The 22,595-nt window shown below is 64.7% G+C and carries 16 protein-coding genes and 2 tRNA genes; 8 read left to right on the top strand and 10 right to left on the bottom strand.

Annotated elements, in window-relative coordinates; all coding sequences use genetic code 11:
* Positions 1-211 precede the first annotated feature (211 nt).
* On the top strand, positions 212-1,372 hold the full coding sequence (locus K789_RS0121510) for a PQQ-dependent sugar dehydrogenase (protein ID WP_024368545.1): 1,161 nt from the start codon (positions 212-214) through the stop codon (positions 1,370-1,372).
* Positions 1,373-1,489: 117 nt separating this feature from the next.
* Positions 1,490-1,565: transfer RNA gene (locus K789_RS0121505), tRNA-Lys, on the top strand.
* A gap of 638 nt (positions 1,566-2,203) precedes the next feature.
* Here K789_RS0121505 and K789_RS0121495 read toward each other — a convergent pair.
* From K789_RS0121495 to K789_RS0121475, 5 genes are all read right to left on the bottom strand, one after another.
* Positions 2,204-2,656, bottom strand: a complete 453-nt coding sequence (locus tag K789_RS0121495; RefSeq protein ID WP_024368543.1) for a hypothetical protein — start codon at positions 2,654-2,656, stop codon at positions 2,204-2,206.
* 98 nt (positions 2,657-2,754) lie between these two features.
* The gene (locus K789_RS0121490; protein ID WP_237739661.1) at positions 2,755-3,837 is read right to left on the bottom strand and encodes a hypothetical protein; all 1,083 of its coding nucleotides are present in this window, start codon (positions 3,835-3,837) and stop codon (positions 2,755-2,757) included.
* A 157-nt stretch (positions 3,838-3,994) separates the two neighbouring features.
* Complete coding sequence (locus tag K789_RS26510) at positions 3,995-4,129, bottom strand: hypothetical protein (protein ID WP_272943983.1); 135 nt, start codon at positions 4,127-4,129, stop codon at positions 3,995-3,997.
* Between the two features lie 82 nt (positions 4,130-4,211).
* Positions 4,212-4,817 (bottom strand): cysteine hydrolase, encoded by a 606-nt coding sequence (locus K789_RS0121480; protein ID WP_024368541.1) that lies wholly within the window; start codon positions 4,815-4,817, stop codon positions 4,212-4,214.
* 390 nt (positions 4,818-5,207) lie between these two features.
* Positions 5,208-5,681: a MarR family winged helix-turn-helix transcriptional regulator gene (locus K789_RS0121475; protein ID WP_024368540.1), complete on the bottom strand. Its 474-nt coding sequence runs from the start codon at positions 5,679-5,681 to the stop codon at positions 5,208-5,210.
* A 105-nt stretch (positions 5,682-5,786) separates the two neighbouring features.
* Here K789_RS0121475 and bcp point away from each other — a divergent pair, with 105 nt between their 5' ends.
* The 6 genes from bcp (at position 5,787) to K789_RS0121445 (ending at position 14,215) form a co-directional block, all read left to right on the top strand.
* Positions 5,787-6,260, top strand: a complete 474-nt coding sequence (gene bcp / locus K789_RS0121470) for a thioredoxin-dependent thiol peroxidase (protein WP_024368539.1) — start codon at positions 5,787-5,789, stop codon at positions 6,258-6,260.
* A gap of 136 nt (positions 6,261-6,396) precedes the next feature.
* Positions 6,397-6,478, top strand: a tRNA-Leu gene (locus tag K789_RS0121465).
* Between the two features lie 218 nt (positions 6,479-6,696).
* Positions 6,697-7,371, top strand: a complete 675-nt coding sequence (locus K789_RS0121460) for a fasciclin domain-containing protein (RefSeq protein ID WP_024368538.1) — start codon at positions 6,697-6,699, stop codon at positions 7,369-7,371.
* 296 nt (positions 7,372-7,667) lie between these two features.
* On the top strand, positions 7,668-9,311 hold the full coding sequence (locus K789_RS0121455) for an ABC transporter substrate-binding protein (RefSeq protein WP_024368537.1): 1,644 nt from the start codon (positions 7,668-7,670) through the stop codon (positions 9,309-9,311).
* A 79-nt stretch (positions 9,312-9,390) separates the two neighbouring features.
* Complete coding sequence (locus K789_RS0121450) at positions 9,391-10,893, top strand: malate:quinone oxidoreductase (RefSeq protein ID WP_024368536.1); 1,503 nt, start codon at positions 9,391-9,393, stop codon at positions 10,891-10,893.
* Between the two features lie 70 nt (positions 10,894-10,963).
* Positions 10,964-14,215, top strand: coding sequence for an efflux RND transporter permease subunit (locus tag K789_RS0121445; RefSeq protein ID WP_024368535.1), 3,252 nt, complete (start codon positions 10,964-10,966; stop codon positions 14,213-14,215).
* A 24-nt stretch (positions 14,216-14,239) separates the two neighbouring features.
* On the opposite strand, the gene K789_RS26360 is transcribed toward K789_RS0121445, so the two are convergent.
* The 5 genes from K789_RS26360 to K789_RS0121425 all read right to left on the bottom strand — a co-directional run.
* Complete coding sequence (locus K789_RS26360) at positions 14,240-16,522, bottom strand: Pls/PosA family non-ribosomal peptide synthetase (RefSeq protein WP_237739660.1); 2,283 nt, start codon at positions 16,520-16,522, stop codon at positions 14,240-14,242.
* A 4-nt stretch (positions 16,523-16,526) separates the two neighbouring features.
* Positions 16,527-18,482 carry a non-ribosomal peptide synthetase gene (locus K789_RS26355; protein WP_237739659.1) on the bottom strand — a complete coding sequence of 652 codons (1,956 nt, stop codon included), beginning with the start codon at positions 18,480-18,482 and terminating at the stop codon, positions 16,527-16,529.
* A 105-nt stretch (positions 18,483-18,587) separates the two neighbouring features.
* On the bottom strand, positions 18,588-19,940 hold the full coding sequence (locus K789_RS0121435; protein WP_237739658.1) for an aspartate kinase: 1,353 nt from the start codon (positions 19,938-19,940) through the stop codon (positions 18,588-18,590).
* Positions 19,941-20,142: 202 nt separating this feature from the next.
* Positions 20,143-21,414, bottom strand: a complete 1,272-nt coding sequence (gene ectB / locus K789_RS0121430) for a diaminobutyrate--2-oxoglutarate transaminase (RefSeq protein ID WP_035740541.1) — start codon at positions 21,412-21,414, stop codon at positions 20,143-20,145.
* A 262-nt stretch (positions 21,415-21,676) separates the two neighbouring features.
* A partial coding sequence (locus tag K789_RS0121425) for a M20/M25/M40 family metallo-hydrolase (protein ID WP_024368532.1) occupies positions 21,677-22,595 on the bottom strand: 919 nt, incomplete at its 5' end.

The raw sequence follows: 22,595 nt of genomic DNA, 5'->3' as shown, positions 1-22,595 counted from the left end.
CCGCCGACGGCAGCGGTCCGGAAGGTTTCTCGGTCAAAGGCAACGCTTCGTCGATGGTCTATCACGACGAGACGAGCCCCGCCTTCGAGGAAACCCGCGCCGAAGTCTGGTTCCTGTCCGCGGCCCACGCTGAGGCCGCAGGCTTCCGGCCGCCGCGACGGACACGGCAGTAGCCCGCATTACGGGCTGTCGGGAAGAACCCGGAGCACGGATGATGGGTGCGCGCCCGTGGGCGGTCCTGGGGGCAGCCGTTGCGATCCTGCTGAGCGGCTGCACCACCGGCGACGGGGGTAGCGTGCCCAGCGGCACCTCTCCCGGTGGCACGTCCTCGCCGGCCGGCAGCGGCCCCGCAGCCTCCAGCCCGTTGGCCCCCAGCGCGTCCGGGACCCAGCCGGGCGTGGACCGGCCAACGGTTGCCCGACAAATCGACGCCGAGCTGCAGGTGCCGTGGTCTACGGTCTTCCTGCCCGACGGCACCGCCGTCATTTCCGAACGGGAGACCGCCCTGCTCCGGACCATCGCACCCGGATCAGGCGACGGACGGGCAGGCACGCTTGGCAAGGTGCCCGACGTCGTACCCGGCGGCGAAGGCGGGCTGCTGGGCCTGGCCCTGTCGCCTGACTTCGCGAGTGACCGGTATCTGTACGCCTATTTCACCTCCGTCAGCGACAACCGGATCGCGCGGCTGCGCCTTGAAGACAGTGCCGGGACGTTGCGCCTGGGCGCCGCGCAGGTCATCTTCACTGGAATCCCTAAGGCATCCACGCACAACGGCGGGCGGATCCGGTTCGGACCGGACGGCAACCTTTACGTCGGCACCGGCGATTCGCAGCGCCGCGGCCAGCCCCAGGACCCGAACGCCCTGGGCGGAAAGATCCTGCGCCTCACCGCGGACGGTCGCCCCGCGCCGGGCAATCCCTTCGACGGGAACCCGGTCTACAGTCTTGGCCACCGCAACGTCCAGGGACTCGCCTGGGACAGCGCCGGCCGGCTGTGGGCGAGCGAATTCGGCCCCGACGTCGACGACGAACTCAACCTGATCGCGCCGGGCGGCAACTATGGCTGGCCGGAGGTCACCGGAGCGCCGCACCGCGCCGGCTTCCTGGACGCGAAGGTGGTCTGGCCCTCGACCGCTGATTCTTCTCCCAGCGGGCTGGAAATTGTCGGTGACACGGCCTATCTGGGCGCGTTGCGCGGGCAGCGGTTGTGGGCGGTGCCCCTGAACGGCGAATTCGCCGGTGATCCCGTGAGCTATTTCACACGGATGTACGGCAGGATCAGGAACGTTTCGCTGGCCCCGGACGGCCGCCTGTGGGTGCTCAGCAACAACAAAAACCCTGACTTTGTGCTGGTTTTGGAGCTGCCGGAGTAGTCCCATGGCCTGCCATCGCCGCCGATTTCACACTCCGCCGAAACTCGTGTAGAGTTTCATGTCGTTGCGGAGAACAACGCGGGAACAAAAAGACCGCGAGGAACGAAAACAACAGATGCACCTCTAGCTCAACTGGCAGAGCAATTGACTCTTAATCAATGGGTTCCGGGTTCGAGTCCCGGGGGGTGCACCACCCAAGAAAACCCCGTCTTCACTGGCTGAAAGCCGTGAAGGCGGGGTGTTCTTTTGCTCAGAAATACGGCTGTCGTCTGGTCGCACCCTCGGGTTATGGGACAAAATGTGTGTAGGTCCCCGGCGTGACACGCATCAGGCGCCCCGAACACTCGCCCCGCAAGCCAGGCACCGGCACCGCCGCTGGCCCGCAACTGTCTGCCCGTTCCGGTCCAGCGTCCGGCCGCAACCCAGACATTTCAGTGATACACAAGCACCCCAGCCACCCTAGGCTTTCAAGGCTTAGCTACTCCGGAACTCCCCCGCCATCTGGCGGGCGCTGCCGAATCGCTGGTCCGTTGTGCGGGCGACCAGTTCCTCAACCCGGCTGTCGTCCCAGAGGACCTCCAGGGCGTTTCCTGCCGCCCATCGCAGTGACTCGCCCATAGGGTCCGAGGGGACGGGTTCCGCCCGGAATTGGGCGATCAGCGGATCCAGGGCCTGCGAATGATGCAATATCGCCGGACTCAGCGATATTCAGGTGGGTCAGCCCGGTGAGTCGGCCAATCTCATCGAGCGTCGACACACCCCGGCATGATTGCAGATCCAGTCTCCGCAACTTCTTGGGCGCAGAGGCGGAGTCGAGGTCCACCATGTCCTTCAGCAAGGGGGCACCAAAGATTCCGGCTCCTCCAAGGAGACGAACGCGTCAACCCCGTTCAGGGACTCAAGGCGTGGACGGTCCTTCATTCTGATCGTGGTCAGGTTGCGGCTCTTTGCCAGGTGCACGAGGTTTCGCGGTGTATAGGAGCCGGAGTAGAGATACTCCAGGGAACTGCAGGCCGCGATGGTGGGTTCGAGCTGGCTCCAGTTTTCGCAGGAAAGCTGCTTTAGCCGCGGAAGCCTGGTGAGGTCGAGCGCGGCCCTGTCTGACGACGCAAGACCAAGGTATTCCAGGGTGCCCGATAGCCGGTAGATCGGTTCCAGGCCAGTGATGGTCCGGGCCAGAATTGTCAGCCTGCGCAGCGGCCAATCCTGCAGGAAGTCCAGGTTTCGTTCGCGGAAGCCGCGCCCGTAGTTGAGGATGAGTCCATCGGCTTCACCGCGTGCCAACACACCAGCCGCCCGGAGCGTCCCAGCCTGCCAATCCTCACCTGCTCCGCGATCTGCCGCGCGGTCTCGCCACCGGCTCGCGGGCCCGGATGCATGCGTCAGAATTCGACGTCGCGCACGAGGGTGATGAGTTGATCCTTCGTCTGCTCGGCCGTGGGCCCGGTCGGGGAGATCAGGACCTGCGCGGTGAATGTCGCGAGGTTCTGGCCCCTGACCACCATCACGGACAGGATCGTGATCGGCACGTCGCCGGCCGGGCGGAGGGACTTCGGGCCCGCGGGTTCGGTTCCCATGTTGAAGACCGCCTTGTCGCCGACGCCGTCGAGCGGCTCGCCGTGCAGGCCCTGGGCGGCCAGCGCCGGTGCTGAACCCTTGAGGACTTCGATGGAGAAGACAAGGGAGTCCGGGCCCGGTGTGCCCAAGTCGCCGAACCTGTAGCGGCAGTTGGCCTCGCCCGGGAGGATTTCCGGTTGGGTTGTCGCCCCGAAAGCCTGTTTGAGCTCATCGGCACTGATCAGGGCACAGACCCCGTTGTTCGTCGTGGCTGGCGGCCCCACAGGCGGAGCGGCGGGGACGTTGAGTGCGGTGCCGTTGCCCCAGCCCGCGTCCACAGCGGCCTGCGCGAGCGCGCGGGCCATCGCGTCGCCGTCCGGGACGCCCGACCCGTCCATAGGCGGTCCGGTTACATAGGGCATCTCCAGGGTCTCGTTGCCGCGGACAGCCGTGAGGACGACATTCGCGGACACGTTGCCGGGCTCACCGCGGAAGTAGCCTGTCCACTGCAGGCATGCGAAGTCGCCGATGCCAGTGACAGGTGAACAGTCAGGCGTCGACTTCGCTTTGGAGATGTCGGCGGCCGATGCGGGAGACGTGAGGGCCACAGACAGGGCCGTCAGACCTGCTTCCTTGGACTTGCTCGAATAGGTGCACACGTAGGCCTTGCTCCCCGGGGGCTTGGCCGGAATGACCTGGCCAACAGGCACGAGCCCGGGTTCGGTCTTCGCCGCAATCTCCGGACTGATGAGATCACAGGCAGGGTTGCCCGTCTTGGATGAGGGGGCGGTTGACGACGCTGGCCCGCCTTGGCCCGCGGGCTGGGCGCACGCGGCCAGGAACAGGGCGACCACGGCCACGAGTGTGACTCCGGGTCGGGTCCGCCAGGACTGGCTATGAGGCATCATGGCCTTAGTGTGGCGGTGCGCGGTGCCGGGGCCCAGAGTCGAAAGTACCGGCCATCTCTCCATTCGCCCGTCAGCCTGCGGGGGCGCCCTGCCAAGACAGTGACGGGCCACTCACGAAGTATCAGTCGGCTGCCGGCCCAGTCAGGAAAGTTCGGGATTAGCGCCGTGCCGCGGCGGCCAATTGGAAGTCGATGGGCAGCGCCAGCTGGACCGGCGAGGCACCGACTGGCTCGTCAAGCAGCTCGTTGATCGAGGTCTGCCCGTCGAGCTCCACAGTCAGGTTCGCATCCATGTCTTTAGCCTATGCGCAGCCAGGGGGCGGTCCGCTGAGGGACACGGCGGGGAAGGCAACTGCTCCCCCGCCGTCCAACGGGCTAGCCCAGGGCGCTGACGAAGTCCTCCGACGTCATGGGTGTGGAAAACATCGGGTAATCGTATGTGATGGCATTTTCGTGCTCTTCAATCGAGGTCGCCGCCACGCAGTCGCTGAGAGTGATCACCTGGTAGCCGTTCTCGTAGCCGGACCGCATGGTCGATTCCACGCAGCAGTTGGTCAGGAAGCCGCCGAGCGCGATCGTCTTGATCCCCTTGCTGCGCAGGATGAAGTCCAGATTGGTGCTGGCGAAGGTATCCAGGCCCCGCTTGCCTTCAATCAGGATGTCCCCTCCGGCCGGCGCCAGTTCGTCGATGATCCGGGCACCCCAGGACCCCTTGACGAACACCTTGCCGTCGACAACACCCTTGAGGATTCCATACGGGTGCGAGCCGAGTTCGTTGTAGCCCTCGGCGAATGTGATGGGTGCGTGCATGATCGTGGCCCCTGCGGCCCGCGCTGCCTCCACGATCCGGGCCGTATTGGCCAGCATGTCGGTCTTTTCCATCACGGGCCGGACGGCATCGTGCAGCCCCCCGCCCTCGGTCGCGAAGTCACTCTGGTATTCGATAAGTACGACAGCGGTGGTGCTCGGGTCGATCTGCACGGTAGCCTCCTGATCGGTCGTAGGCCGCACGCCATCGTGCACGCCAGCAGGCGCCAGACTAGCCCGGCGGACCCCACCCCACAAGGCCCCGCTGTGATTCATTACAGTTGCACGGGCCACACGCGAGCTGCAGGGTCCGGCTATTTTCTCGACGCTGTGGTGGAGTGAGCCTGCGAAGATTCCGCCGGGGCCTCCGAATGGGGATCACAGCGTTCACAGAACACGGCTGAGGCAAAGTCGCCGCAGCACTGGCAGTGATGCTCCAAGGATCTGGCTTCAAGGACGTAGCGTGTCATGGGCCCATGCTCCTCCAGCGTTACCTTCTCGAAACCAGTAGCGTGTACTTGTTTCCAGGGCTGGACTACTTGGACCCGCCGCGGTCCGAGACTCCTAGTTGGCCTCGACCGGCAGACCCGGTTCCGCGGCGGTGACGATGGCTTTCGCGTCGGTGGTGGAAATCCTGGTTGCCAGTTCGGTGACGACCGCCCGGAGTTCCTGCCGCAACACGTCCGGATCGATCGAGGCGGAAGCGAGTACGGAACGTTCCATGTCCGCGGCTTCAGCAACGGCTTCGCGGCCCCGGTCAGTCAGGGACACGACGTGGCTGCGGCGGTCGGAGGCACTCCGCTGCCGGGAGATGTGGCCGTGTGCCTCGAGCCGGCTGAGCGTCTTCCCCATGGTCTGCGCCTGGACACGCACCAATTGGGCAAGTTGGGCCTGGGTCATTGGTCCGTTGACGGAGAGCACTTCCATGGCGATGACCCCAGCATGGGTCAGGCCTATGGCCCCCAGCTTCTCATTCCAGGAGTGTTCAACAAGGCGTGCTGCCGTTGACAATAGGCGGCCCGTGGGCCAGCGATCCATATCAGGCATACCAAAGAGTATAGCGAGCGTACGATTCGGTGCCCGCATCAACGCTCAGTAGGCTGGGATATGCCCCCTGCGACCGCCCTGAGAATGGAGCACATCTTGCCTGAACGACTCATCCCCGGTGATCCGGCGCCAGCATTCACGCTGAAGAATCCGGAAGGGCTGGACGTCTCGCTCGAGGACTTCCGGGGCCGCAGCACTGTCGTCTACTTCTACCCGGCCGCTTCCACCCCAGGGTGCACGAAGCAGGCCTGCGATTTCCGCGATTCCCTGGCCTCCCTGCAGCGGGCCGGCTACGAGGTGGTGGGCATTTCCCCGGACCCCGTGGACAAGCTCGCCAAGTTCGCAGCCGCGGAAGGGCTTACCTTTCCCCTGTTGTCGGACCCGGATCACGCGGTCGCTGAGGCCTATGCGGCCTGGGGCGAGAAGAAGAACTATGGCAAAACGTACGACGGGCTCATCCGGTCCACAGTGGTTGTCGACCCCGCCGGGAAGGTCGCCGTCGCGCAATACAACGTCCGGGCCACCGGGCATGTCGCCAAGCTCCGCCGGGACCTCAAGGTCGACGGCTAAGCGGCTGCCGGCTGTCGCCGCCGGNNNNTACCGGATGCCGACGGCCGCAGGTCGCCGCCGCGTCTGCTGCGAAATGTACAATGGAGCCTGGCATCCGACCCCGACCGTCCCAGGACATGTCGGGCGTTGGCGCCGCGCGCGAGTGGTGAAATTGGCAGACACGCAGGATTTAGGTTCCTGTGCCTTCGGGCGTGGGGGTTCAAATCCCCCCTTGCGCACACAGTGAATAGAGCCCCGGTCTTCGGACCGGGGCTCTATTTCTTTCTGCCGCCCAAGCATAAAAAAGAATTTTCACCCTGCACCCATCCGTCTCCTCCGAGTCCGCGAATACACATTGAGACACCAACCAAGGGTCGGTGCCCAACAAGTCGGAAAAGGGCCAGAGCGGCAATAGTTCGCCGCTGGCAACGATCGGCACAACAAAGGAGAAACTGAAATGCAGAACATCAAGCGCACGACACTTTCCGTTGCAGGTATCGCTGCTGCAGCCATGCTCAGCCTCACTGCCTGTGGCGGATCCACCACCGTGGCACCCAGCTCCTCGGCCCCGGCCTCCACGCCGATGGAATCCAGCATGGCACCGTCGCCGTCCACCAGCTCGGCAGCAGCGATGGATCCGGCCGCCAACCTCGTCGGCAGCGGCTGCGCCGCCTACGCCGCCCAGGTGCCCAGCGGCGCAGGCTCCGTCTCCGGAATGGCCCTCGACCCGGTAGCGGTCGCGGCGTCCAACAACCCGATCCTCACCACCCTGACGGCCGCGGTGTCCGGCAAGCTCAACCCGAAGGTCGACCTGGTGGACACCCTGAACGGCAGCGAATTCACTGTCTTCGCACCGACGGATGATGCCTTCAAGAAGATCGACGCCGCCACGATCGAAACGCTGAAGACGGACGATGCCCTGCTCAGCAAGATCCTGACCTACCACGTAGTCCCCGGCAAGATCAGCCCGGACCAGATCGTCGGCACGCACAAGACGGTCCAGGGCGGTTCCATCACGGTCACCGGCACCAAGGACGCGCTCAAGGCTGACGAGGCCAACGTCGTCTGCGGCGGCGTCATGACCGCCAACGCCACCGTCTACATGGTCGACTCGGTACTGATGCCCAAGTAGGCAGCACTGAACGCTCCTGCTGCGGTTCCAGCCTGACTCACTGGACCAATAAGGAGAAACGAAGGCCCGCACCTGTGGTGCGGGCCTTCTTTTGTGTACAGCCCGCGGACGCCGTCTGGCTCACAGCGATCGTCCGGGCCCGTCATCTAGAATGGGCCTGTTCCGCAGCCGGCGGTCCACCAGTCCCCCGAGGTGATACCCGAGTGCCCCAAAGTACAGTGCCCAGCCGTACCGCGCGTCCCAGCACTACCAGCGGAACGCGGGCCAGCGGAGCGCGGACCAGTACCGTGCGCCGCATGGCAGCCGGTTTCGGCGCGGTCCTCCTGATGCTGCCGCTTGCCGCGTGCACCGGAACCCCCGGACCCGGCCCGGCGACCGCTTCGGCCAGTTCGACCGACGCCGCCCCCAGCGCTGTCTTCACCTTCGGCACCGCCTCCCAGCCGCTCGGCCTGGATCCGGCCGTCGTCTCCGACATTGAGTCCTACCGGATCACGCGCCAGGTCCTGGAGGGACTCGTCGGTGTGGACCAGACCACTGGGGCGCCCACGCCGCTGCTGGCCACCGAATGGAACACGAGTGATGAGGGCCGGGCCTACTCGTTCAAGCTCCGCGAGAAGGTGACCTTCCAGGACGGGTCCGCTTTCGACGCCGCGGCCGTCTGCAGCAATTTCGACCGCTGGTTCAACTTCCCCGAGGCCCTGCGCAAAGAGGCTCCGGGAACGACGTTCAAGGGCGTCTTCAAGGCACACGCCGATCAGGCATCCCTCTCCATCTACAAGGGCTGCACCGCACTGGCCCCGGACAACGTGAGGATCGACCTGACCCAGCCCTTCACCGGGTTCCTGCAGGCCCTTACGCTCCCCGCCTTTGCCATCTCCTCGCCCCAGGCTCTCGCCTCCCAAAAAGCCGATGAGCTGAACCAGAGCCGCGACGGCCAGCCGATCTCGGCCTACGGGCTCCACCCGGTGGGAACCGGGCCCTATGTCTTCAGCTCCTGGGACCCCGGGAGCATCACGCTCGCCAGCAACAAGGACTACTGGGGGGACAAAGGCCAGATCGGCACGATCAACTTTGTCACCTACGATCACACCCAGACCCGGATGCAGGCACTGCTCGACGGCAAGATCGATGCCTACGACGCCGTGACCGTCGGCAACTTCGATCAGCTGGTGAAGCGCGGCGAGCAGATCGTCCAGCGCGATCCCTTTTCCGTCATGTACCTGGGCATGAACCAGGAGGTGCCGATCCTGCAGAACCTCAAGGTCCGCCAGGCCATCGAAATGGCGCTGGACAAGGACACCCTGATCCGCCGGTTCTTTATTGACAACACCGCCCAGGCGACGCAATTCGTCCCGCCCAAGCTCAGCGGCTTCAACAACAACGCGCCGGCCCTGGGCCACAATCCGGCGAAGGCCAAGGAGCTGCTCGCCGAGGCCGGCTACCAGGGTGAGGAATTGAAGTTCTACTATCCCCTGAACGTCACCCGGCCCTACCTGCCGACGCCGGAAAAGGTCTACGCGGAAATCAGCAAGCAGCTGACCGCCGTCGGACTCAACATCAAGCCGGTACCTGTCGAGTGGTCCGAGGGCTACCTCCAAAAAGTCACCTCCCCCGGCGACCATGCCCTCCATCTGCTGGGCTGGAACGGTTCGTACTCCGATCCGGACAACTTCGTGGGGCCGCTCTTCGGCGAAAACACCGGCGAGTTCGGCTACCAGGACCCGCAGGTCTTTTCCAAGATCGCCCGGGCACGCGGCCTGCCCGACGGCAAGGAGCGGACGGAGCAGTACCAGACCATCAACGCGCAGATCGCCGCCACGGTCCCCGCCGTGCCGATTGCGTTCCCGATCTCGGCCCTGGCCCTCTCGGACCGGGTGCTGAAGTATCCGGCGTCGCCCGTCCTGAATGAAGTTTTCACGAAGGTCGAGCTAAAGCCTTGACGGACGGAGCCAATTTCAGTAAGAGGCCGGTGCGGGGATATTCTGTGACAGCCAGACCCGCTGCTATCGGAGACTGATTGTGACTTTCATTTCCAAGACCCAACATGCCGACGTCGTCCTGATTGGCGGCGGCATCATGAGCGCCACGCTCGGTGCTTTCCTGAAGCAGCTCGAGCCGAACTGGACGATTTCCCTTTTCGAGAAGCTGGATGAGCCGGGTCTGGAAAGCTCCGGCCCGTGGAACAACGCCGGGACCGGGCACGCCGCGCTGTGTGAGCTTAATTACTCGCCCGCGGCCAAAGACGGCTCGGTGAACCCGGCCAAGGCACTCCTCATCAACGAGCAGTTCCAGCTGTCGCGCCAGTTCTGGTCCCACCTCGTCACGAACGGCATGATCGGCTCCCCCAAGGGCTTCATCAACACCGTTCCCCACATGAGCTTTGTCATCGGCGAAGAGAACACCAAGTTCCTGCGCACCCGCTTCGAGGCCCTCAAGCCGAACCCGCTGTTCCGCTCGATGGAGTACTCCGAGGACCACGCACAGATCGCCAAGTGGGCCCCGCTGATCGTCAAGGGCCGCGACCCGAAGCAGCGGATCGCCGCCACCCGCGCCGCCGAAGGGACCGACGTCGACTTCGGCGCCCTGACCCGGGAGCTGACGACGTACCTCGGGAACAACGGCGTGGAGGTCAACTACGGCCACGACGTCTCCGGCATCAAGCGCGCGTCCGACGGCGGCTGGGACCTCTCGCTCAAGCACCCCACGTCCGGCGAGCACGGCTCCATCCACGCGAAGTTCGTCTTTGTCGGCGCCGGCGGCGGCGCTCTGCACCTGCTGCAGGCCTCCGGCATCCCGGAAAGCAAGGGCTTCGGCGGATTCCCCGTTTCCGGCCAGTTCTTCCGCTGCACGGATGAGACCCTCGCCGCCCAGCACAGCGCCAAGGTCTACGGCCAGGCCTCCGTGGGCGCCCCGCCCATGTCCGTCCCGCACCTGGACACCCGGTTCGTCAACGGCAAGCGCTCCCTGCTGTTCGGCCCGTACGCCGGCTTCTCCACGAACTTCCTGAAGAACGGCTCCTACCTGGACCTGCCGCTGTCCATCCGGCCGTCCAACATCATCCCCATGCTGGCAGTGGCCAAGGACAACATGGACCTCACCGCCTACCTGGTCAAGGAAGTCGCCAAGCGGCACGGCGCCAAGGTCGAGGCCCTGCGGGAGTACTACCCCGCCGCGCAGGACGGCGACTGGGAACTCATCACCGCCGGCCAGCGTGTACAGATCATCAAGAAGGACCCGAAGAAGGGCGGCGTACTGCAGTTCGGCACCGAAGTCATCGCCGGCCGCGACGGCTCCATCGGCGCCCTGCTGGGCGCTTCCCCCGGCGCGTCCACCGCGGTGCCGATCATGATTGAACTGCTCCAGAAGTCCTTCCCGAAGCAGTTCAAGGGCTGGCAGTCCAGGTTCAAGGAGATGATGCCCGGCTATGGTGTCAAGCTCAACGAGAACCCGGATCTCGCCGCGCAGCTGGAAGCCGACACGGCCAAGGCGCTCCAGCTGGAACCGGTCACCGCGCGCAGCTGACGCCGGCTCCGGGTTGCGGCAGCTTTGATCGCTCACCAGTACGTCCGTCAACCCACCAGGAGACCATGAGATGTTCCGGCTCGCAAAGCTGTCGCTGGCCAACAGGGCCCTGATCGCGCTGATCACCGTCTTCGCGTCCGTCTTCGGCGTGATCACGATGTCCTCGCTCAAGCAGGAGCTCATCCCGTCCATCGAGTTCCCGCAGATCACGGTCATCACGTCGATGCCGGGCGCCTCCCCCGAGGTCGTGGACAAGCAGATCAGCCGCCCGCTGGAGACGGCACTCAACGGCGTTGAGGGCCTCGAGTCGACGTCGTCCACCTCGCGCAACGGCATCTCCCAGATCAGCATGGTGTTCACCTATGGTTCGAACCTGGACCGTGCCCGGAACCAGATCGACCGGGCCATCTCGAACGCCAAACGGGCGCTTCCGGACGACGTCCAGCCCCAGGCAATCGCCGGCAGCATCAGCGACTTCCCGATCGTTTTCCTCGCGGTCTCCTCGGATAAGCCCCTCAGCGAGCTGAACACGGACCTGGCCCGCCTCACCGTTCCGCGGCTGCAAAAGCTCGACGGCGTCCGCGGCGCCGAGGTGACCGGCGGCGCCAGCCAGCACATCAAGATCCTCCCCCGCCCTGAGGCCATGGCGGCCTCGGGTGCGAGCATTCAGTCCATCAGCGAGGCACTGAAGAACAACGGCGCCCTCGTTCCGGCCGGCACCATCGAAGAACAGGGCAAGACACTTTCCCTGCAGATCGGCAGCCCGGTCGACTCGCTCGATGCCATCAAGGCGCTCCCGCTGGGCGGCGCCAGGAATGCCGCGACCATTGGAAGCGTCGCGGACGTCAGCATCACCGAGGACGCCCGCACGTCGATCACTCGGACCAACGGCAAGGAAACCCTGGCCCTGTCCGTCACCAAGAAGCCCGAAGGTGACACCGTCGGCATCTCCCACGCGGTGAAGGACTCGATCCCCCAGCTCGAGGCCGAACTGGGCTCCAACGCGCGGTTCACACCGATCTTCGACCAGGCGCCGTTCATCGAGAAGTCCATCAAGGACCTCACCACGGAGGGTTTGCTGGGCCTGGGCTTTGCTGTCGCGGTGATCCTGCTGTTCCTGATGTCCGTCCGCGCCACCCTGGTCACCGCCGTTTCCATCCCGCTGTCCCTGCTGATCACCTTCATCGGGCTGTCGGCCACCGGCTACTCGCTGAACATCCTGACCCTCGGTGCGCTCACCATCGCGATCGGCCGCGTTGTGGACGACTCCATCGTGGTCATCGAGAACATCAAGCGCCACCTGAGCTACGGGGAGGCGAAGATCACGGCGATCCAGACCTCCATCCGTGAAGTCGCCGGCGCCATCACGGCATCGACCCTCACCACCGTGGCCGTTTTCCTGCCGATCGCCTTTGTGGCCGGACTCGCCGGCGAGCTGTTCCGGCCGTTCGCGCTGACAGTCACCATCGCGCTGCTGTCCTCACTGCTGGTTTCTTTGACCATCGTTCCGGTGCTGGCCTACTGGTTCCTGCGGAACCCCGCCGACAAGCCCGGCACAGCCCGGGAAGCCACAGCCAGTGACGCATCTGCCCGTGAGATCGCGGCGAAGGCCCATGAGGCGGAGCAGCGCACCGTCCTGCAGCGCGGATACCTCCCGGTCCTGACCAAGACCCAGAAGCACCCGGTCGTGACCCTGATCGCGGCCTTGCTGGTCCTCGGCGGCACCGCCGCCATGACCCCGCTGCTGGCCACCGACCTGCTGGGCAACTCCGGCGAAAACAGTATGACCGTCCGCCAGGCCCTTCCTGCCGGCACCAGCCTGGCCGCAGCCAGTGCCTCGGCCGTTAAGGTCGAGGAAGTTCTCCGCGGGATTGACGGCGTCAAGGACGTCCAGGTCACCACCGGCAACGCCCAGACCGGTTTCTCGGCGCTGCTGTCGTCCGGGGCCTCGAACTCCAGCTTCACCGTGGTGACCGAGGAGAAGGCCAACCAAGGCAAACTCAAGGAGACCGTCCGCAGCGAACTGGCCGGGATTCCTGATTCCGGCAAGATCATCGTAGGCTCCCAGCAAGGCGGTTTCGGCACGTCCTCGACCGTCGACATCACGCTCAAGGCTGCGACGACCGCGGATCTCCGGACCGCGAGCGACGCCATGGTCAAGGCAATGGACGGCGTCCCGGGCTCCTCCGAGGTGGCCACCAACCTGGCGGCCAGCCAACCGGTGGTCCAGGTCAAGGTGGACCGGGCCAAAGCTGTCGCCGCGGGGCTGTCCGAGGAACAGGTGGCCGGCGTGCTCGCCGCAACCATCAGCCCCATCCCGGCCGGAACCGTGCGCATCGATACCAACGACTTCCCGGTCCGCATCGGCGAGGGCACCCGCTTCACCAGCATCGACGCCGTCCGGCAGACCCCGCTCCCGACGGCGGCAGGTCCCGTCCCGCTGTCCAGCATCGCGTCAGTGGAGCAGGTGGACGTCCCGGTCTCCATCACCGCCAGCAACGGCCAGCGGACCGCACGCGTGTCCATCACGCCGTCGGGCGCCAACCTCGGCGCGGTGAGCACCGAGGTGCAGGCCCGGCTCAAGACCGTTCAGCTGCCGCCGGGCGTTACTGCAGAGATCGGTGGCGCCACGACCCAGCAGGCCGAGTCCTTCGCCCAGCTGGGCCTCGCCCTGCTCGCCGCCATCGCGATTGTCTATGTGATCATGGTGGCCGCGTTCAAGTCGCTCATCCAGCCGCTGATCCTGCTCGTCTCCGTCCCGTTTGCGGCCACCGGTGCCATCGGGCTGCTGCTCATCACCGGCGTGCCGCTGGGCCTGCCCTCCCTGATCGGCATGCTCATGCTGGTCGGCATTGTGGTGACAAACGCGATTGTGCTCATCGACCTCATCAACCAGTACCGCCAGCCGCGGAACGGCGCGCCCGGGATGAGCGTCGCGGACGCCATCACGCACGGTGCCCGCCAGCGCCTCCGGCCGATCCTGATGACGGCGCTGGCCACCGTGTTCGCCCTGACGCCGATGGCCCTGGGCCTGACCGGCGGCGGGGGCTTCATCTCGCAGCCACTCGCCATCGTGGTGATTGGCGGCCTGGTCTCCTCCACCGCCCTCACCCTGGTCCTGGTCCCGGTCCTGTACCGCCTGGTGGAGGGACGGCGCGAGCGGAAGGCCCTGGCGAAGGCCGCCTTGGCTGGCGGTGTGGAGGCCGGTGCCGGTCCGGTTTCCGCCCCTTCCCGTGGCCGCCGGGCCGCGCCCGGGGCCGTCCCCGACGACTTCCCGGATGACGTTCCCGACGACGCACGGGTCCCCTCGGGCTCGCACTAGCAGCCGCTGATCCCGCGGCACCCCTCAAATTCGGACCGCCTTGTGGCGGCGAGGAGAGTGGGCACCGTGGGCCGCCCTGGCCAGTGTCAGGGACCTTCCGGCGGTTGCCGGCAGCGCCCGGTGGCGGGGCCCGCTGGGGAGAGGTGCCGGGCGCCGGTCACGCGGCGGGTGGCTTACTTCGCGGGCCGGGTTGCCGACGTATGTGGTGTTTTCCGGGACGTCTTCGCCCTTCATCAGAAACGCGTCGGCCTCAAGGGTCGAGCCGTCTCCCATCGTCACCCCGTAGTGGACGAAGGCTTCCACGCCTACGGTGCAGCGGTTCCCGAGAACAATACGGCCGGATTTGAAGGTTCCGTCCTCCAGGGAATGGCCCTGGATCACGGTTCCTTCATTGAGCGCACAGTCATCACCGATGCTCACGAGTGTTTTCTCCGGTATGCCGCAGCCTGCATCGTAGAGCCGTTTGCCGACTTTGACGCCCAGTAATCTCATGAACCCGGACTTGAACGGGGTCCCTCCGAAGGGCGCTCCGGTCAACAGCTTCCAGAGCCGTTCGTGCTTCCAGAAGTAGTTGTCGTAGATGGAACAGTATTCGGGCTTCAGGCTGCGGAAACCCATCACGGAACGCTCCACCAGGATGGAGAAAAAGGTGCTGAACAGCATAAAGCCGAGCATTGTGCCGGAAATCGCCAGCACCCCGATGTAGCCGTGCGCCGAAACGGCAACAGCGCCGCTGAGCGTGGCCGTATAGATCATGAACCAGCGGATGGTCAGGAACAGCGCCATGCTCCGGATGTTGTACCGGTTCTTGGCCGGGAGGAGCCTGTTTTTCGCCTCCTCCAGCTTGTCCTCGTCGAACTGCGCGTCGCGCTGCACGGAGCGGGGAATTTCGAAGGGGGGTGACCCCAACAGGCCCACGTCCGACCGGACGGGCCCGTCGATCGGGACCATCACCTTGGTGCCCAGGAGGCAGTTCTCCCCGACTCGGGCGCCAATCGGGAAGGTGATGTCGTTGCCCAGGAAGTTGCAGCCGGCCACGCTGACCCGTGAGAGGCGGAACGAGGTGCTCGAGAAGTCTGCGTTCATCATGTTCAGACCGTCTGAGGCCATGGTTCCCGATCCGACGGTGCTCAGGAACGGCGACTCGTGGGCCACGGCCGGACCGAAGTTCGATCCGGTCTGCACGACCTTGCCCAGGTCATAGCCCAGGGCCTGCAGGTAGTGCACGATGTAGGAGCTGTCGCCGAAGAGGTTCTTGTACACGCCGGCGTTGGAGATCCCCGCCATCATCCGCTGGAGCGAATAGTGCACCCCGTACAGCGGGTAGACCTTGTCCGGGGTGAGGAATAGGTTCAGCAGGCGCGGGACGCTCAGGACAAAGATGAGGCCGCCGATCAGCCCGGCGATGAACAGCACCAGTGTCACGAGCGCTGTATCGACAAAGAACTCGAGGGCACCTAACTGCAGATGTCCGGTCTCCAGGTAGGACGGCAGGAACGAGGCCAGCCCCAGGACGAAGACCGGGACGACCAGGACAAGGCGGTTGAACAACTGGAGCAGGCTGAAGATGACGCGCCTGCGCGTGCTGCAGTTCGCTTCGGGAACCCGCCGGAATTGAGTACTCGTGCGTTCAGCGGGGGAACCATGCCAGCTTTCTCCGTCGGGCACGGCCTGGTTTGTCTGCAGGGCCGAGGCATGTCCCAACTGGGTGTCATCCCCCATCGATGTGCCGATGTCGAAAGTGGTCTTCTCCGAGACAAGAACGTTCCGGCCGAACGTCACCGGACCCTTCTCGAGGACACCCGGGCGTGCCCGGTAGCAGAGGAAGAAGGAGTTCTTATGGATGACGGTGTTGTCGCCGATGGTGAGCAGGTCCGTGCACACCGGCACTGTCCGGGAGAAGATCACCACACCCTTTCCGATTTTTGCCCCCAGCATCCGCAGGTACACCACGTAGAGCGGTGAGCCCGCAAACAGCACGAGCGGGTTAGCCCGCGTCAGGGTCTTGACTGCCCAGAACCGGACGTAGTCCAGGCTCCATATTTGAATCAGCCCCGGCTTCCACCGCCCCACCAGGACCCATTTCGCGAGGACCGGCGTCAGGGAAAGCACCACGAAGGTGGCGGCGCCGAAGCCCACGGACCGCAGCCACATGTCAATGGGCGAGGTTCCCCCGGACGCCCATTCGAAGCCGAAAACCAGCAGCCAGGCGGCATACATCGTGTAGCCCAGGAAGACCAGCAACTGAATGGTCCCGCAGAGAAAGTACTGGAAGGAGCTGGCACGGGGCAGTGATGGCGGGGGCACCAGGTCAGCCGAAGGNCCCCGCCGGTACCAGTTCAGCTTCAATGCGCCTGGCTTCGAGACACTCGGCAAGCTGCCGCACCGTTGGGTGCTTGTAGACGTCCTGCATGGCCGCTGACGGCAGCCCGGTTTCTTTTCTGACGCGCGCGCAGAAATGGGCCATCAGCAACGAGTCGGCGCCCAGGTCGTTGAAGAAATGCGCGTCCGTGGACACTTTCTCCAGTCCCAGCACGGCACCCAACTGCTCCGCCAGGGCCTTCTCGGACTCCGTGGCCGGGGCGGTGTAGGACCCGTTGCCCGCCAGGCTCAGCCTGTGCGTCGGCTGGGGTAAACGCTTACGGTCCACTTTTCCGCTGGCCATCATGGGCATGGACTCAAGCTGTTCGAAATAGCCCGGAACCATATATCCGGGAAGCCGGGTGCGGAGCATCTGGCGGATTTCACGGGCATCGATGCTCACTACGTCCTTGCGGAGGGTGTAGTAGGCGGCCAGTTCGACCGATCCGCGCTCCGGCTCAAAGGTCTGAACCACTGCCTGCGCGATCCCCGGAAGCTGCAGCAGGAACGACTCAATTTCGGTCAGTTCGATACGGTACCCGCGTATTTTGACTTGTGTGTCGATCCGCCCGAAGTACTCGATCTCTCCCGCCGCATTGATCCGCCCCAGGTCCCCCGTGCGGTAAATCCGGCCAGAGGGATTGTTTCCGATCCCGAGGAAATCCGGAATGAACGCCCGCTCAGTCAGATCCGGTCGGTTGACATAACCCCGGGCCAGGCCCACGCCGGCGAGTCCAATTTCCCCCGATTCCCCGGGCGGCAAGGCCCGGGAATCATCAGGGTCCAGGATGACAGCCGAGTAGGTGGGCAGTGGCACTCCCAGCGACACCGGGCTGTCGGGGTCAAGGACGGCCCACGTGGCCGTGACGGTCGCCTCGGTGGGCCCGTAGACGTTCAGGAAGCGACGGCCGGGGCGGTGCCAGCGGGTGACCAGATCCCGGGGGCACGCCTCCCCGGAGACCAGCAGGAAGCGCAGGCCGGGCAGGTCTTCGTCTAGGGTCGCCAGGAGTGTCGGTACGCAGCAAAGGGCTGTGATGCTCTTTTCCTGCAGGTACTCAGCAAGCTCGGCACCCAGCAGGCTGGGTCCGCTCGGCTTGGGCACCAAGGTGGCCCCTGCCATCCAGGAGACCCAGATTTCCTCCACCGAGAAATCAAAGGCGATCGTCATCCCCTGGTAAACCCGGTCCGCTGACCCGATGCCATAATGTTCGGACGCGACACGGACAAAATTGCAGATACTGGCCTGCTCCACGGCCACGCCCTTCGGCCGGCCGGTAGTACCCGAGGTGTAAATAATGTAGGCCAGTTCATCGGTTGCCCCGCCCAGCTCCGCAGCGTTCATTCGGTCGGGGTCTTCCGCGTCGACGTGCGGCTGCACATGGTCAAGGCACACCGTCTGGGCGGCGACTTCAGGCAGCACGTCCTTCAGATGTGACAGGGACAGAACCATGGCCACATCGGCGTCTTCAACGATGCATTTGAGTCGGTCTGGGGGGAACCCCGGATCCAGGGGCACATAGGCGGCGTGGATTTTAAGCGTCGCCAGCATCGCCACGTAGGCACGCCACGGCTGATCGAACAGCAGCGCGATGCGGTCCCCGGGCCGGGCCCCGCAGGCCAGGAGGTGGCGGGCCAGCTGATTCGCCCGTCCATCCAGCTCCTGATAGCTCAAAACAACGTCACCGGCGTCGACGGCAATCTGGGCACCACGTCCATCGTTTCGCAACCTGTCACAGCGGTCCTCGAATAGCTGTTCCAGCCGTTCGCCCTGCTGCCAGCGGGCGGCCTGGTCCGGGGCGGCCGACGTCAGGATCGTTCCCTCCGTTGCCCCGCCGTCGGTCGAGATCTTACCGCGCAACTCAGCGGGGGCGGTGGCGCCGGAACGGACCTTCACCTTTTTACTCATGGTTTGCCTCCTACGCATAACCTGATGTGCCGCGGACGAACTGCCCATTCCTCAAAGGGTCCGACCCGGCCGGCTGTGACATTCACGGGATGTTCTGCCGGGCTCCTACCTGCCCCTCGATGCGGGGCTGGCCGCCAATCCCCGGAGGTCATGGCCCCAGCGGAGGTCGGCGTCCACGTCACGGTGATTGTCAGGACGTGAGCGCGACCTTGATGTCTCCTCGGCTGCCGGGGCCACACCGAACGCCAGGCGGACGGCACGTTCGGCATCCTCGAGCCGCTCGGAGCGGGTGATGGCCGCAACGTACGTCTCCGAAATTTCGACGAGATCAAGGTCGATACCGGCTTCTGACAGGGTCCACAGGAACGTGCAAAAGACGTCGGGCGAGGACCTCATACCCACACCCGTAATTGACACCCGGCCGACTTCGCCGTCGTGCTGCAGGCCCTGGAATCCGATGCTCCCTTGGGCAGCATCCAGCACGGCGAGGGCCGGCGCCGCCTGGGTTGCGGGAACTATCAGGGCGACGTCGGAACGCCTGGAACCCGAGTCTGCAGCATTTTGGACGATTGTCTGGACGTTGACCCCCGAATGCGAAAGCACCTGAAACAGGCGCGCCATGCTGCCCGGTTCGTCGGGAACGCCGATGACAATGACTTTCGCGGCAGAGTTGACACCGCCCACTCCGGTGACGACAGGCTGCTCCTTCACAGGTTTGCGGAAGGGGTGGCCGTCGAGTCCGGGCAGGATGAGCGTTCCCAGCTCCGGCACGAACGAGGACCTCACATGGATCGGAATTCCGAATCGACGGGCGTACTCAACGCATCTCAGGTGCAACACCTTGCATCCGGAGGCCGCGAACTCAAGCATCATCTCGCTGGAGAGGACCCCGATCTTGCGTGCCCTCGGGACAATTCGAGGGTCCGCGGTGTAAACGCCGTCCACATCCGTGTAGATCTCGCAGATTCCGGCGCCCAGGGCCGCGGCGAGGGCCACCGCGGTGAGGTCCGAGCCGCCCCGGCCGAGGGTGGTGATTTTCTTCCCCTTCTTCGTCCGACCCTGGAATCCAGCAACGATCGGGACTTCCCCGCGGGCCAGGCAGGTGCGGATGCGGTCTGGTCTGACGTCAGTGATTTGTGCTTTGCCGTGAACGTTGTCGGTGATGAGGCCGGCCATGCTGCCCGTGAAGGTCACGGGGGCCTGGCCAAGATCGGCCAGTGCGATTGCCAGCAGGGCCGACGACACGAGTTCTCCGGTGCTCAGCAGGGCATCGAGGTCGCTGGGACGCGGCCGGGGGGAAACATCGGCGGCGAGGTCGTACAGTTCATCGGTCGTGTCGCCCATGGCAGAGACAACTGCGACTACCTGGTAGCCGTTTTCCCGCGTCTTGGCTATCCGCTGGGCGGCGCGGAGGATGCCCGAGGGGTCCGCGAGAGAAGAGCCCCCGAATTTTTGCACGATGACGCTTCCGGGGGAAATAGGCTGATCCTTTTCCTCTAGCACGAGCCGGCGCCCGTCTGTCCTGCCGGCCGCGACCTTGCGGGGCCGGTTGCGCGGAGCCCATTCTGGTTAGCCGTTCCTGCACGTTGGGTGCTCATTTGCGTTCCTAAAAATCTGGTCGGTCGCTTTTAGCTGTTGATGTACCCCCCGGCAACGCTTTCTAGGCAATGGACTTTGCTGCCACCTTCCCGCCGGTCACAAACTCGGCGGCTTCGGCAAGAATGTCGAGTCCCTTCATCATCTCGTCGGCGCCGATGGTCAGCGCCGGCATCGTCTTGATGACCTCGCCCTCGGGCCCGGAGGTTTCCACCAGCAGGCCGCGGGCGAACGACTCGGCAGCAATCTTCCCTGCCACTTGGTGGTCGGGGTAGTAGATGCCCGCGAGCAGGCCCCGTCCCCTGACGCGGGCCCCTTCGGTACCCGCTGCGATCTGCGCCAGCCCCTCGTGCAACTGCGATGCCAGCCCGGCGACGTTTGATTCAAAGCTTCGGTCCGTCCAGAAATGTTCCAGGGCGGCCGTTCCCGTAACGAAGGCGGGGTTGTGTCCGCGGAAGGTTCCGTTGTGCTCGCCGGGCTTCCAGATGTCGTGCTCCGGTTTGAAAAGCGTCAGCGACAAGGGCAGCCCGAAGCCGGAAATGGACTTCGACAGGCAGACGATATCGGGGGTTATTCCGGCATCCTCAAAGCTGAAGAACGTGCCTGTGCGTCCGCACCCGGCCTGAACGTCGTCAACGATGAGCAGGATGCCATGCTGCTTGCATAGTTCCGCAAGGCCCCTGAGCCAGGAGGCGCGGGCCGCTCTGAGCCCGCCCTCCCCCTGCACCGTTTCCACTATGACTGCGGCAGGTTTATCGACGCCGGAGCCGCTGTCCTCCAGCGCATGGCGGAGCCACAGAAAGTCCGGCGCTTGGCCGTCAAAGAATCCGTCGTAGGGCATGCTGGTCGTATTCGTCAGCGGAACCCCGGCCCCCTGGCGCTTCATTGAATTGCCCGTGACTGCCAATGAACCCAGAGTCATTCCGTGGAATGCATTCGTAAAACTCAGGATATGGGGCCGGCCGGTGACTTTCCGCGCCAGCTTCAAAGCCGCTTCCACTGAGTTTGTTCCTGTGGGACCGGGAAACATGACCTTATAGTCATACATCCTGGGCTTCAGGATCAGCTCGTTGAATGCTTCCAGGAAGCGCCGTTTAGCAGCCGTTTTCATATCCAGGGAATGCACGATCGCACCGGAGAGCAGATATTCCACAAGCGGGCGAAGAAGGTCCGGATTGTTGTGCCCGTAGTTCAGCGCTCCAGCCCCGGAGAAGAAGTCGAGATAGTCCCTGCCGTCCTCGCTGTACAGCGTGCTGCCGGCCGCGCGGTCGAAAACCGTATCCCAGGTGCGGCAGTACGTGCGGACTTCTGACTCAAGGACTTCAAAAATATCCATCAGTAGCTTTCCTTCGTTCTAATCCCCGGCCTGAATACGGCTAAGACATCCGGAAAAACGGTCACGGGACAGGAAAGTACAGCGACATAAGGCCGCCGTCATGAGGTGTGACCGGTGATGATTCCAAGCTATGGAACGCCGGTAATTTCGGGACCCGTAGGCCGTACTCGAATACTTGGGCCTGATCCGGGCCGCTCTACTTAGCAGTACTCAGGCAGCCGGATGTCGAAATCAAGTAGTCCGCGATTCATCGTCGGGCTGCCTAGCCGCGCGGGGCCAGCGCGTAGGACGTGGTGGCGTAGGCGAGGGCGGCGGACATTTCCTTGAGCAGGTCCGCGTCGGTATTGCTGAGGGTGTCGCAGGCCTCGTGGTAACAGGAGTCCAGCTTCTTGCCGGCCACTCCGCCGTAGGACTGCACCTGGGCCTTGGTCTTCTTTTCCACATCGCCGCTGAACAGCCCGCCGCCGGGAATGCCGGCCTGCAGGAACGCGTCGTAGTCGGAGCCGCCGTCAAAGGGCGTGGTTTCCGCCGGCAGCGAGTTGTCCTGGAAGAAGCGGAAGAAGACCTTTTCGATCTGTTTCGAACCATTTGGCCCGGCGTGACCGAAATCCGAGCCGTCGCCGTCGTGGATGGACCGCACCCCGTTCGGGGAGGCCATCATGTCCACGTTCAGGTTGGCAACGGTCTGGGCCTTCTCGGCCTTGCTGAGCTCATCGACATAGTGCTGGGAACCGTAGAGGCCGTCCTCCTCGCCGCCCCAGAACGCAAACCGGACCCGGTTCACCGGGGTGATTCCGGTCTCCTTCATCCACTTCGCGATCTCAATGATGGCCGCGACCCCGGAGCCGTTGTCGTTGATGCCCGGGCCCTCGGGCACGGAGTCCAAATGCCCGCCCACCACCACGGTGTTCTCGGCACTGCCGCCGCTGTCGGCCAGGATGTTGAAGCTCTCCACCTGCTTCCGGTTCCTGCCCTCGCCGCGGAAGGTGAAGGTCTGCCGGACGGGGTTGTACCCGGCAGCGCGCAGCTGCTCCTCGACGTAGCGGGCGGATTCCTCATACCCGGACGTCCCGGACGCGCGGTTGCCGCCGTTGTCATCAGCAATGCGCTGCAGCGCTTCCAGATGGCCCGTCATTCCCCGGCCCTTGAACGCCTCCAGCACCGCGCGCGCATCCACCCCG

It is taken from the genome of Arthrobacter sp. TB 26 (assembly GCF_000427315.1).
Lineage (GTDB): Bacteria > Actinomycetota > Actinomycetes > Actinomycetales > Micrococcaceae > Arthrobacter.
The sequence above is the reverse complement of the archived record's forward strand: the minus strand, read 5'-3'. Positions and strand labels throughout refer to the sequence as shown.

What these genes read in the sequence shown, in the direction of transcription:
- K789_RS0121510 (WP_024368545.1), top strand. Translation starts at nt 212, where the DNA reads ATGATGGGTGCGCGCCCGTGGGCGGTCCTGGGGGCAGCCGTTGCGATC.
- K789_RS0121490 (WP_237739661.1), bottom strand. Translation starts at nt 3,837, where the DNA reads ATGATGCCTCATAGCCAGTCCTGGCGGACCCGACCCGGAGTCACACTC.
- K789_RS26510 (WP_272943983.1), bottom strand. Translation starts at nt 4,129, where the DNA reads ATGGATGCGAACCTGACTGTGGAGCTCGACGGGCAGACCTCGATCAAC.
- K789_RS0121475 (WP_024368540.1), bottom strand. Translation starts at nt 5,681, where the DNA reads ATGGATCGCTGGCCCACGGGCCGCCTATTGTCAACGGCAGCACGCCTT.
- K789_RS0121460 (WP_024368538.1), top strand. Translation starts at nt 6,697, where the DNA reads ATGCAGAACATCAAGCGCACGACACTTTCCGTTGCAGGTATCGCTGCT.
- K789_RS0121455 (WP_024368537.1), top strand. Translation starts at nt 7,668, where the DNA reads ATGGCAGCCGGTTTCGGCGCGGTCCTCCTGATGCTGCCGCTTGCCGCG.
- K789_RS0121445 (WP_024368535.1), top strand. Translation starts at nt 10,964, where the DNA reads ATGTTCCGGCTCGCAAAGCTGTCGCTGGCCAACAGGGCCCTGATCGCG.
- ectB (WP_035740541.1), bottom strand. Translation starts at nt 21,414, where the DNA reads ATGGATATTTTTGAAGTCCTTGAGTCAGAAGTCCGCACGTACTGCCGC.